The 12,023-nt window shown below is 61.8% G+C and carries 10 protein-coding genes; 3 read left to right on the forward strand and 7 right to left on the reverse strand.

Annotated features, from left to right (window positions below; genetic code table 11):
- From ACLD7X_RS14415 to ACLD7X_RS14430, 4 genes are all read right to left on the reverse strand, one after another.
- Positions 1–1,348: ATP-dependent helicase (locus tag ACLD7X_RS14415; RefSeq protein ID WP_411424352.1), on the reverse strand; the 1,348-nt coding region annotated here is incomplete at its 3' end.
- A gap of 27 nt (positions 1,349–1,375) precedes the next feature.
- Positions 1,376–2,416, reverse strand: a complete 1,041-nt coding sequence (locus tag ACLD7X_RS14420; RefSeq protein WP_411424353.1) for a glycosyltransferase family 1 protein — start codon at positions 2,414–2,416, stop codon at positions 1,376–1,378.
- 75 nt (positions 2,417–2,491) lie between these two features.
- Complete coding sequence (locus tag ACLD7X_RS14425; protein ID WP_411424354.1) at positions 2,492–3,205, reverse strand: biliverdin-producing heme oxygenase; 714 nt, start codon at positions 3,203–3,205, stop codon at positions 2,492–2,494.
- Positions 3,206–3,284: 79 nt separating this feature from the next.
- Positions 3,285–3,743, reverse strand: coding sequence for a hypothetical protein (locus ACLD7X_RS14430; RefSeq protein WP_411424355.1), 459 nt, complete (start codon positions 3,741–3,743; stop codon positions 3,285–3,287).
- A gap of 69 nt (positions 3,744–3,812) precedes the next feature.
- Between ACLD7X_RS14430 and ACLD7X_RS14435 the strand changes: the two genes are divergently transcribed.
- From ACLD7X_RS14435 to ACLD7X_RS14445, 3 genes are all read left to right on the forward strand, one after another.
- The gene (locus ACLD7X_RS14435; protein ID WP_411424356.1) at positions 3,813–5,255 is read left to right on the forward strand and encodes an NADP-dependent isocitrate dehydrogenase; all 1,443 of its coding nucleotides are present in this window, start codon (positions 3,813–3,815) and stop codon (positions 5,253–5,255) included.
- A gap of 108 nt (positions 5,256–5,363) precedes the next feature.
- Positions 5,364–6,278, forward strand: a complete 915-nt coding sequence (locus tag ACLD7X_RS14440; RefSeq protein ID WP_411424357.1) for a hypothetical protein — start codon at positions 5,364–5,366, stop codon at positions 6,276–6,278.
- 43 nt (positions 6,279–6,321) lie between these two features.
- On the forward strand, positions 6,322–6,717 hold the full coding sequence (locus tag ACLD7X_RS14445; protein ID WP_425625274.1) for a hypothetical protein: 396 nt from the start codon (positions 6,322–6,324) through the stop codon (positions 6,715–6,717).
- Here the strand turns inward: ACLD7X_RS14445 and ACLD7X_RS14450 are convergent.
- The 3 genes from ACLD7X_RS14450 to ACLD7X_RS14460 all read right to left on the reverse strand — a co-directional run bounded on the left by ACLD7X_RS14450 (position 6,696) and on the right by ACLD7X_RS14460 (position 11,508).
- Positions 6,696–7,055, reverse strand: a complete 360-nt coding sequence (locus tag ACLD7X_RS14450) for a nuclear transport factor 2 family protein (RefSeq protein ID WP_411424359.1) — start codon at positions 7,053–7,055, stop codon at positions 6,696–6,698. The two genes, ACLD7X_RS14445 and ACLD7X_RS14450, sit on opposite strands and share 22 nt — an antisense overlap.
- Positions 7,056–7,290: 235 nt before the next feature.
- Positions 7,291–9,093: a carbohydrate porin gene (locus ACLD7X_RS14455; protein ID WP_411424361.1), complete on the reverse strand. Its 1,803-nt coding sequence runs from the start codon at positions 9,091–9,093 to the stop codon at positions 7,291–7,293.
- 378 nt (positions 9,094–9,471) lie between these two features.
- Positions 9,472–11,508, reverse strand: coding sequence for a carbohydrate porin (locus tag ACLD7X_RS14460; RefSeq protein WP_411424360.1), 2,037 nt, complete (start codon positions 11,506–11,508; stop codon positions 9,472–9,474).
- Positions 11,509–12,023: the final 515 nt, after the last annotated feature.

A 12,023-nucleotide genomic window follows, 5' to 3' on the forward strand; every position in this document is an offset into this window, starting at 1 on the left:
GATAGGCGAGCATGTCCTTGATCTCGCGCCGGTCGTAGAAGCGCAGGCCGCCCACCACGATGTAGGGGATGCCCCAGCGCACCAGCGATTCCTCCATGGCGCGGCTCTGGGCATTGGTGCGGTAGAGCACGGCCATGTCGCCCCAGCGGAGCTCGCTGTGGGCGGCCTCAAGCATGCGCATGCGGTGCACCGCCGCCTCGGCTTCGGCGATCTCGTCGTCGCAGCGGGTGAGGGTGATCGGCTCGCCCTCGCCGCGGGTGGGCCGCAGCACCTTGTCGATCCGCTCGGTGTTGTGGGCGATCAGGGCGTTGGCCGCCTCCAGGATGGTGGCGGTGGAGCGGTAGTTCTCCTCCAGCTTCACCATCGTGCGGGTCGCCTCATCGGCGGCGCCGTCGCCGAAGTCGTCCTGGAAGCCCATCAGGATCGTGAAGTCGGCGGCGCGGAAGCTGTAGATGCTCTGGTCGGCATCCCCCACCACGAACACCGAGCGGCCACCCCAGTTGTCGTAGGCCTCGGGATCCTGACCGTCGGTGACGAGCAGCTTGATCAGCTCGTACTGGGTGCGGTTGGTGTCCTGGTACTCGTCCACCAGCACGTGGCAGAAGCGGCGGTGCCAGTAGTGGCGGATCTGGTCGTTCTGGCGCAGCAGCTGCACGGGCAGCAGCAGCAGATCGTCGAAGTCGAGGGCGTTGTTGGCCGCCAGGGCACGGCGGTAACGGCGGTAGGTCTCGGCCATCAGCTTGCCGCGCTGACCGCCGGCATCGGCCTCGAGCTGCTCGGGCATCCAGCCCTGGTTCTTGGCGTTGCTGATCGCCCAGCGCACCTTCTTGGGCTCGAAACGCTTGGGATCGAGGCCCAGCTCCTGGGTCACGATCTCCTTCACCAGGCTCTGGACATCACCCTCGTCGTAGATCGAGAACTGCCGCGTCCAGCTCAGACCTTCGGGGTCGCGGAACTTGTCGATGTCGAAGCGCAGCAGCCGGGCGAACAGGGCGTGGAAGGTGCCGATCCAGAGGTCCTTGATCACCTCGCGGTAGATGCGGCTGCGCAGCTGCCGCTGCTCCAGCAGCGGCAGGGTGCTCCAGGGCTGGCCGAACTGGCTCTGGGCCAGCTTCTGGGCCAGCAGCAGCTCCAGCCGCTCCTTCATCTCCCGGGCGGCCTTGTTGGTGAAGGTCACGGCCAGCAGCGTGGCCGGATCGGCGCCGTGGTGGCCGATCAGGTGGGCGATGCGGTGGGTGAGGGCCCGCGTCTTGCCACTGCCGGCCCCGGCCACCACCAGCAGCGGACCGGTGTGGTGGTCCACCGCCTTGCGCTGGGCTTCATTGAGGCCGGCCAGGAAGGCGCTCATCCACGGGCCAGGAATGCGTTCCGCACCCTAGGCACCGCGCCGCTGCAGCACCCGCCCCAGCCGCGATTGCCAGCGGCGGGCCTGCAGCTGCCACAGCGGCGGGGCCTGCAGCGGTGGTTCGCCGGCCTGCAGGCGGTCCCAGTGGTCGTTCACCCGGGCGAGGGCCTCACGCCAGCGCTCCAGCAGGGCCGCTTCGCTGCTGGCCTCCAGCAGGAGGTCGAGCTCAGGGGCCGGCGCGCGCCAGGCGGCCGGAGCGGCCACGGCGGCGCTGATCCGCTCCAGATCGGCGCTGAGGGTGCCGGCTCCGAGCTGGTGGCCGAGGCGGCCGGGATCGAGGCTGTCGGCCAGGGCATGGTTGAGGCTGCTGAACACCACGCAGCCGCAGGCGAGGGCCTCCAGGGGCGGCAGGCCGAAGCCCTCGCTCACGCCGCTCACCCGCCAGTGGTCAGCGGAGTCGTAGAGCACCACCGTGGCGCTGTTGAACAGATCCACCAGGTTGTCGACCCAGCCCGCCTGCACCTCCACCCGCAGGCCCCGGCGCCGCAGGGCCGGCACCAGCACCTCCAGCAGGTAGGCGCTGCTCTTGCGCTGCTGCACCAGCACATCGATGGGCCGCGTGCCGGAGCCGTCGCGCCGGCCCCGCTGCAGCCACTGGGGATCGAGGGCATTGGGCACCAGGGCCAGGGGGTTGCGGCTGGCCCACTGGCCCCAGTAGCCGAGGGTGTTGCGGCTCACCGCCAGCACCGGCACCCCGGACGGCAGGGCGAAGCCGTAGCCGCTGCTGTGGGCGTGGTAGGCCACGGCCCGGCCACGCAGGGCCCGCAGCTGGCGCGGCACCTCGAAGCCCCAGCTCACGATCCAGAGCACCTTGCGAGCGGCAGCGCCATCGGGCGGTTCAGCCCGCAGCAGATCGGCCAGGAAGGGGTGATCCGGCTCCCGCCGCCGGTAGGTGACCACCTCGGTGGGCACCAGCTGCTGCAGCAGCCGGGCCGTCTGCAGCTCCACCAGCAGGCCGCCGCCGCGCAGGCGACCGCCGGTGCCGGGCACGAGAAAACGAAGCGATCGCAAGGGCCGGGCGCGGACGCCGCCCGACTCTGACGCAGCCGGGGACGCTGTCAGCGTGCCGGCCTCAGTTGAGCGACCTCAGGCGGCCACGGCCTCGGTGCTGCCGGTGCGCTGGCGCCGGGTGAGGAAGCCGAAGAGCACCTTGCCGATGGCGGCGATCAGGTTGCCTTCCAGCTCCTGGAACATCTTCATGTTGAGGTGGAAGGCGTGGTTGGCCTCCGCCACGATGCGGTCCGCCGTGGCCTGATCGATGGGGAGGGCATCCAGGGTGGCGCGGTAGTTCACCTTGAAGGCCTTCTCATCGGGGATGGCGTCGAACTCGTAGAAGCGCAGACCATCGTGATCGCCCAGGTTCATGGCCTTCTGGGCGATGTTCTTGAGGATCTGGCCGCCGGAGAGGTCGCCGATGTAGCGGGTGTAATGGTGGCCCACCAGCAGCTCGGGGCTCTCCTGGGCGACCTGGTGCAGCCGCGCCACATACTCCTGGGCCGCCGGGGTGGCCTTCACGGAGCTGCGCCAGTCAGGACCGAAGTAGTAGGCGAGGTCCTGCTCGAGGGTCTCGCGGCGGTTCAGCTCGGGGAAGGCCACCGGACCCACCACGGGATGGCTGCGGAGCCTGGCGAGCTCCTCCTCCATGGCGGAGTACACGAAGTAGAGGTCGGCCACCAGGGTGCGGTAGCTGGCCTTGTCCACCACGCCCTTGAGGAAGCAACTCACGAAGCCGGTGTTCTCGGCCATCGTGTGGGCTTTCTTGGTCCCTTCACGCAGCTGGGAGGCGAGAGCAACGGACATGACGACGCGACGGCACGGCACTGGCGAGGACCAACCGTAGGCGCGCTGTTTGCCGTGCCGGCCGCAAGATTGCGAAGGGTTACGCAGCGCAGGCCCGGCCACCCTCGAACAGGTCGAACAGCTCGCGGCAGAACTGCTGCAGCTTGGCCGCGGCGTGCGGGTCGGGCAGGTGGCTGCCGGTGGGGCACCAGTCGCCCACGGTGGCCAGCCGCCACCGCTCGGACTCATAGGTGAGCCCCCGGATCAGCACCCCGAGCAGCCTCGGCCGCCGCCTGGTGCCGCCGGAGCCGCTCCCCCCGGGGGCAGCCTCCAGGCGCAGCTGCACCAGGAACGAGCGGCACTGGCTGCGCGGACTCCAGCCGGGCAGGTGAAACGAGAGATCCACGCTCTCCCGGTCGGCGAATTCCCGGGTGCAGGGATCGTCGCGCCAGGGGGTGAGGTTGGCGCGGGCATCGGGGAAGTGGGCCCGGAAGAGGGCCGCCACGGACGCAATCGTCTGGGCCAGTTCCAGATTTCCGGCCTGATCGGCGGCGTTCATGCCGTTTCCCCTGAGCAGAACCAACGCTGCCCCGAAACCTAGGGTCGGACGACCGACCGTGCCGCAGGAATGGCTACCAGCCCCCTGACCTTCGAGAAACTCACCGCCCCCACCGCCGGCACCGCCATCCGCTTCGAGGACGGTCAGCCGGTGGTGCCGAACGATCCGATCATCCCGTTCATCCGGGGTGACGGCACCGGCGTGGACATCTGGCCCGCCACCCAGCGGGTGCTAGATGCGGCCGTGGCCAAGGCCTACGGCGGCGAGCGCCGCATCGAGTGGTTCAAGGTCTACGCGGGTGATGAGGCCTGCGACCTCTACGGCACGTACCAGTACCTGCCGGAGGACACCCTCGCCGCCATCCGCGCCTACGGCGTGGCGATCAAGGGGCCGCTCACCACGCCGGTCGGGGGCGGCATCCGCTCCCTGAACGTCGCCCTGCGCCAGATCTTCGATCTCTACTGCTGCGTTCGCCCCTGCCGCTATTACGCCGGCACCCCCAGCCCCCACAAGCGGCCCCAGGATCTCGATGTGATCGTCTACCGGGAGAACACCGAGGACATCTACATGGGGATCGAGTGGGAAGCCTCCGATCCCGTGTGCCTGGAGCTGATCCAGCACCTCAACGACACGGTGATCCCCGCGAACGGCAAGCTCGGCAAGCGCCGCATCCCGGAGGGCTCGGGGATCGGCATCAAGCCGGTGAGCAAGCACGGCACCCAGCGCCACATCCGCAAGGCGATCCGCCATGCCCTCAGCCTGCAGGGCAACAAGCGCCACGTGACCCTGGTGCACAAGGGCAACATCATGAAGTTCACCGAGGGGGCCTTCCGCGACTGGGGCTACGAACTGGCCACCACCGAATTCCGCGATGTCTGCGTGACCGAGCGTGAGTCCTGGATTCTCGACAACCTCGAGCGCAACCATTCGCTCAGCATCCAGGACAACGCCCGCCTGATCGAACCCGGCTACGACAGCCTCACGGCGGAAAAGAAGGCCGCGATCGATGCCGAGGTGAAGCAGGTGCTCGATTCGATCGGCGAGAGCCACGGCTACGGCAAGTGGAAGAGCATGGTGCTCGTGGACGACCGCATCGCCGACAGCATCTTCCAGCAGATCCAGACACGGCCCCAGGAGTATTCGGTGCTGGCCACCCTCAACCTGAACGGCGACTACATCTCCGATGCCGCCGCAGCCGTGGTGGGGGGTCTGGGGATGGCCCCCGGCGCCAACATCGGCGACAACGCCGCCATCTTCGAGGCCACCCACGGCACCGCGCCCAAGCACGCCGGCCTGGATCGCATCAACCCCGGCTCGGTGATCCTCAGCGGCGTGATGATGCTCGAGTACATGGGCTGGCAGGAGGCCGCCGACCTGATCACCCAGGGGATCAGCGCCGCCATCGCCGGCGGCGAAGTGACCTACGACCTGGCGCGGCTGATGGAGCCGCCGGTGGAGCCGGTGAGCTGCTCGGGCTTCGCCGAGGCGGTGGTACGCCACTTCGGGGGGTGATCGCCCGGCGATCACCCGGGCAACGCGGCGGCTTCGTGTCGAATCCTGGCTGGACCATGCCGGGGCGAAATCCCTGATTACCGTTTCAGCAGTCACAACGATCCCGCCATGGGAACCCGCCTCCAGGTTCTGGGACTGACGTTCGCAGGATCTCTGCTGGCCCTGGCCACGGCCTGCGGACAGAAGCCTGAGCAGCAGGCCATGACCGAGGAGGCCTCTCTGACACCAGTGAAAGCCTGCGAGGCCGCCCCCTGCACCACGGAGCTGGGCACGGAAATGGCGATGGGTGAGGGCAGCGTGCGGGCCTACGGGATCCTGAAGGGCGATGGGGAGAGCCAGGAAATCGGCGTGCTGATTTCCGAAGCCGCCCTCAACGGCCTGCCCCAGAACTGCCAGGCGGATGCAGCCTCAAAAGGAGCCAAGTGGCTGATCTGCCAGCCGGCAGGCGCGGAGGGGAAAGGCAAGATGAATGACACGATGGTGACGACCCTGGAGATGCCCAAAGCAGTGGCCAAGGCCACCGGCATCGACAAACTCGACATCAGCTGGCTGCCCTATGGACACGCACCAGAAAAAGTATGGGACAAGCCGCAATTTGACATCCACTTCCCCTTTGTTCACCCAACGGGCGGACAGAATGAAAAGGCGTTCTACGAGGCTCCGTCTGCAGAACAGCTTCCCAAGGGCTACATGGTGTTGCCTGGGAGCGGCTTCCACTGGGACACCGAAGCCCTGAAGGGCCATGCCCATGCAGCCGACCCCGGCAACTCGCCCGAGTTTGCAGGGGGCCCATTCAGGGGCAACTTCCTTTACATCACCTATGAGGGCAAGGCCATTGGCTACGAAGCCTATGTCAGCAAGGCACTGCTGGACGAGAAGGGCAACTACACCAAGAGCCTGCAGGTCCCCGAGAAATCCTATGGCACAGATGTTGCACCCGGCCTGCTCACCATCACCCATGTGCCCTCGATGAAGGCCTTCCGCGTCTCCCTGTCAGACTACAAAATCATCAAAAAGGGGTAATCCAGCGATGACGAACTTTCAGCCTCCTACCGAGCCTCCTAGCGTGAGGGGTCTGCGAACGGATCTCGCCAGCAACGACTCTTCAGCGTTCTGGGGCCGCGATGACCTCACCTACCTTGGCGACTTGAGTTGGTGCCAACTACCGACCAATGGCCATGAGTACATCGCGGATTGGACCCGTCACGATGGCCAGTTCCAGTACACCTACGGCCTGATCAATCTCGCTGAAGACGGAGCACTCAGTGGCGGGATGATCATTCCCGTACGGGGCCCTCTGGACGGCTCCGGCCGATTCGAGATGTTTGTCGGGGACAACTGGCTCGAGGGCCCCCTGCGCATGTGGCTTGAGCAGTTGACGCCAGCGGTCCAGCAGCACGCCATCGACCGCTACAAAGGTTTGATTGCCTGGGTGAGCCGTCAACTCGACGAGGACGGCTGATAGGCGACGTGGCTGGGGTGCATCAGCTTGTACACCGTCAGCTGAACCACGCGCCCCTCACGAACACGGTAAATGACGACCTCAGCAGCAAGGGGCGGCTGTCGCGGAGCACCGATGACCAGTTCGGCCCACGCCTCACTCATGCCATCGTCCAGCGAGCGATCCGACAGGCGACGCAGGTCGTAGTGCAGGTCTCGGGGCCAGAGGGCGAGCATCCTCTCCAGGAACGGCGCTGCGGAGGTGACATCCACAGCAGGCTCGTCGGGGTGGATCGTGACGAGATCTGGGGAGAACACCGCGGCCATCCCCTGGGCATCTCGGGCGTTGAAGCTCTTCACATAGGCCTGAACCAGCCGTCCTGCCTCCGTGCCTGGATGTGCAGAAGACGGAGATGTCGCGTGGACATCAGCAGGAGGCCGTGATGAATCCGTCATGGGCGGGAACTGGTTCCAGCGCTTCAGCACAGACCAGCGTAGTCGGAGAAACGAAAGTCGCCATCAAGGCCGCCATCGGCGGGCACGCTCGCAGGGGACGGCAGCCGAGCCCGGTGAATCTGCTGTCGGGCGAGGCCAGCTACAGCGAAACGCGAAGTTCGAGGCCAAAGGAAAAGAGATCGCCAAGGTCGCGGCGGACGTTCGGATTCAAGATGTAATAGAGCTTGGGCTGAATAAAGAAGTATGGGGTGATCTGAGCGCTATAGCCAACCTCAAAGACGCCCTGGAAGTCACTCACCTTGCAGCCGGGGACCTCAGTACATGCCGTCTGGTTGAGACTGCGCTCAACAACGCCATCATTAACCATCATGTGCGCATAGCCCATGTAAAAGATATCGTGATCACGGCCAAAGATGCCCTCGTAGGCGAGGCCCCCATAAACACCCTTGGTCGTGCTGCCGCGCCGTTGCCAGGGACTCCACTTCCCCTTGATGAAGCCCGATAGCCCCCTGTTGAAGCTACCTGGCTCGCGATACAGCATCGCTTCAGCCATGGCATAGTACTGGCTGTTACCTCGATACTCAAGGCGGGGACGATTGGTCAGGAAAAAGTAGTTTCCATCAATGTCATAAAGATTATCAAGGCCCTTTCCGGTGTGATTCTGGCCACCAATACGAATGAACCAAGGGATACCATTGTCATTCGTCTTGGTGCTATAGGTTCCACCTCGCCATGTGGCCTCGTAGAAGAACTCAAGGCCATACTCATCCAGGTTCCAGTACTGCTTGTAACCCCTACGATTATCGATACCACCACTTGGATCCCAGTAGCCACTGGCAACCATCGCCTTCAGCGTCAGGTTGTCACCAATCACCCCTTCAATGGATAGGCCTGGTGGCGCCGTCACAACCAAGGGACCGTTCGCCGTACTGGGAGAGGTGCCAATGACACCCGGCTCATCAAAGGCCCAGAAACTGAAGATTCCAGCAACAAGGGACTTGTTAAATGTAATCCATGGATTGATCGCACCCAATCGGATGGAGTTGAGACCGTTCTTGCCCCATGCCTGCTGAATCCAGTACTCAAATATTCGAGCACCCTGCATAATGGGATTGTCTTCTCGACTGCGCCCCACATCGGTATAAAAGTAACCCTGATATTGGCGAGTGCCGAGGCCAGCCGGATTCAGGGTATTGCCATAGGAGTAGATTGGTCCCCCATTGAGGGCCTCCGGCCAAGTAAACGATAAGTGAATCTGGCCGCCCTTCCAAGTGTTACTAACCAACCGTGAGTAGATGTCGATTCCCAGAATGCCCTGGGAGTTCCCCTGCCAGTCATGGAAAGGGCCAGTCCCTCGAACCACGGGGATATCTGAAAGATTATCTTTAATATCTACAAGCGAATCCAATGCATAGCATCCGTAGACATCAATCCCCTTCTCGTAAAGCCTCTGCCGACCAGAATCAGTAAGAAGTTGGTCATTGGTGGCAAAGTCGTGGGATTTGGGCCTGGAAAGAATGTACTCAGGCCTCATGTAGGCATCCAAGCGCCGTGGCGTCGGCGGAACCTTCAAGTGACGCAACACATCACAGTGCTTCTTCTGACTGAAGTCAAAATGGCCTCGATGCTTCGGAATCTTGAGACCGAAGGGATTTGGGAAATACTCTCCCTGCTCATCATCGTCTTGAGAAGATGGCGCCCCGATGTCAGCAGTGACAAACTCTTCCCATTGGTCTTCAGTACTCAGGAAATCACCACTCTCGCCCGGTGAAAAAGCCGAAGGAGGTTCGAAGCGAGCAACTTTCTCGCCTTCTGTGCCCGCTTGCTGCGGAAGAAACAGCTCAGACATCAGCTCGGCTTCATCAGCCTCCCTGGCCTCGCTGGCCTCGTCGGAGGTGACACGCAGTTCAGGACCGAGCACTGATGTGCTCTGGCCTTGCACGATGTCCAACGTGGAATCTCGCTGAACCTCCTGCGCTACGGCCGGTTGGGCTAGCAGAGCCAGCAGAGCAAGGCCATGCATGGACCGTTGCCATCCATGCAAAAGGGGCTTAGGAGAGCCACGGAGGGATTGACGGACTAGTGCCTGTCTCTCCACACACCCACAGCAAATATCTGCCCATTAAGACACACACGAAAGCCAGCTGCAAGCGGAGAGCAACCCGGACAAGGAACGCGCATCGATGCAAAGACATGGCTCCAACACATTGGCAAGACCGGAAGAAGTCCCACTACCGATTCACAGTGGCAGCGGATCCATGTCCGATGATGACCACAGAGCGTAGGGACAGGTCTGGGCGGGTCCCGTGGCGCACAACCATCAGAACGATATCCTTGTGGCAACACCGAGGGTTAGGATGTTGCCCAGATCTGACCTCAGGTTTGGATTTATAATATACTGCAATGTGGGGGTCACCGTAAACCACGGGCTGAGATAGAAACTATATCCAAACTCCAATGCATGCTGGATGCCATCGATATCACATCCAGGAATCTTGGTGCAGGTTGCCTTCTCCTTGTGATAATCAACAAATCCATCGGTCCCGCGAACAACCCCCCAGCCGGCATACAGGACATCATGGGGACGATTCCTCAGCAGACCTTCATACCCCAAACCAAGAACAGCCCAGTTCTTCACAACATTCCGGTCATCGTGAAATCCCCCACCAACACGAAAGAATCCTGTCAAGCCGCGATTGTAGCTATTGGGCTCTCTGTAGAGCATGGCCTCTGTAGATAAATAGACTTGCTGATTACCCTGGAGCTCCTGTCTGGGAAGCCCTGTGATCGCAGCGGGATCGCCATTGATGTCGAACCTGTTGGAGTAGATCTTGCCCGAATGAAACATGACCCCGGCCTTCACATACCAAGGCTTGCCATAGTCCTTGGGATTGCCGGAGTAGGTACCTCCCAGCCAGGTCAGCTCACTCATGACTTCTACGCCATCTCCCTTATCAAAGTTCCAGCGCACTCCACGGATATTATTGCGCCCAGTTGAAGCGTAGTATCCCTGGGATACTTGCATCTCAAAGTCCATGGACGGCCCCAGCTTGTGATACCACTGGAATGAAAGTGGCGCCTGCGGATAGCATGGGGCATTGCCCGTGAAGTAGGTCGTTCCCAACATGCACGGCTCGGTGAATGTCCAGAAGTTCATCATTCCAGACAAAATCGAGCGATTAAACGTGATCATCGGAAAGATATTTCCAAATCTCACATAAGACTGCTGGCCGGGTCCATAGCGCTGCTGAAACCAAAGCTCAAACAGCCGAACCCCTTGATCCACATAGGTAGGGTCGCCAACGCCCTGATTCGTATAGAAGTGACCATGGATCTGCCCGGTTCCCGTTGCATTCAGTCGATTTCTATAGGCATACAAAGGCTCGCTTTCTGGCCACGTTGCTGAGAAATGAAGCTGACCACCCTTCCAATTCTTGTTGATCAGCCTGGAGTACAAGTCCAAGCCGTATATCTGAACAATATTGTACTCACTGCGATGCACACCACTGCTGGGAGTGCCAAAGGCAGTTTCCTTGGGAACCAGCACTCGATTATTTGGCCTTGCATTGCTGACCAGGTCGGTCGCGAGATCAACGGCTATACATCCATAGAATTCAATTCCTTGCTCATAGAGTTGATCACGAGCTCCGCCCCAATTACCAGTCAGATAATCGCGCTCCATCAGGTTCGCTTCAGAACCTCTGGGCTTGAGAAAGTCTGGCCTGAAATAGCTGTCAAGACGCCGGTAGGTGCGTGGCGTCTTCAGGTGCTCCAAGGCGTCGCAGTGGAGTGCTCTGGATCGTACTTCTCCTTCTTGAAGAGGAACAATTCCAAATGGATTGCTGGGCAACTCAGAGTCAGCCTTGGGGGCCGAATCAGCTACCTCTAACTTTGGGGATTTTGGATCGGAATTCCGATCGGCTTGGTAAACTGTCTGCAGGCTGTATGGTTCCGCCAGACCGGGATATGATGGCGAGTTATCGATATGCTGCAGAGCCACTGCAGGCGGGACTGCCAGCGGGACTGATGGATCGTCAGCCCAGCTTGAAGGGAGAGAGCTCTCCGCGGTTTGGACCTGTTCTTGCAGGCCGTCGAATGGGGCATCCATTGCGATCCCATCGCTCAGCCGAGGGCTAGCCAGCAACAGTTGAGGCCCCAGCTGAGCAGCAGAACCAGCCAAAGGCTCTCCGCGGGGGGGATCGCTGGAGGAAGTCTCGGCTTCAGCCTTGCCAACCTGCAGGATCACCGCGGTCAAGAGCAAGGCCATACCCATCCAGACGGCGCCCGCGCTCGAGCGGCGGACAGGGGCAATTTCAGAACGTGGGGATGATGTTTCGTAACCCATCTTGAGTGCCAAGGCAAAGACCCCCTCAAGCCAAGATGGCTTGAGGCCATGCAAGAGGCTTCGTCGCTCCACCCTAAAAATGGTCAGCAAAGCTGAGCCATGCAGACCATCAAAGCTTCATGATGACCGGTGACCGGGTCCGCAAAGGGACACAAATCGCCATGGGAAGACATAGATGTGCGATCACAGCAATCCCATGGGCCCCGCCCGCTGTTGCCGCCCGCTGCTGCCGTGAACCTTTATCCCCTATGGCGCCAGCACAGAACCGAAAAACAGCAGGCTCAGCATAGGGTTACCCTGGAGAAAGGAAGCGAACCGATCATTTCGCCAACGACCTCCCACGATACAGACAGATATGACGACCGCCCAAGCACGCAAAGGCGGGATCACCTCCGAGAGACATAGGAATACACAAGATAAGAGATGCTCCCACAGAAGGTTATCGCGACAGCAATGTTCTGCAATGCAACGCCCTTGTAGACGGTTTTGCTCTCAAGGAGTGCCCTGCTGCCATGATGGGCCAAGCC

Origin of the sequence: Aphanothece microscopica RSMan92, assembly GCF_046613545.2 — a bacterium.
Lineage (GTDB): Bacteria > Cyanobacteriota > Cyanobacteriia > PCC-6307 > Cyanobiaceae > NIES-981.

Coding starts and splice junctions, on each gene's coding strand:
- ACLD7X_RS14430 (WP_411424355.1), bottom strand. CDS start 3,743: ATGAACGCCGCCGATCAGGCCGGAAATCTGGAACTGGCCCAGACGATT.
- ACLD7X_RS14440 (WP_411424357.1), top strand. CDS start 5,364: ATGGGAACCCGCCTCCAGGTTCTGGGACTGACGTTCGCAGGATCTCTG.
- ACLD7X_RS14435 (WP_411424356.1), top strand. CDS start 3,813: ATGGCTACCAGCCCCCTGACCTTCGAGAAACTCACCGCCCCCACCGCC.
- ACLD7X_RS14425 (WP_411424354.1), bottom strand. CDS start 3,205: ATGTCCGTTGCTCTCGCCTCCCAGCTGCGTGAAGGGACCAAGAAAGCC.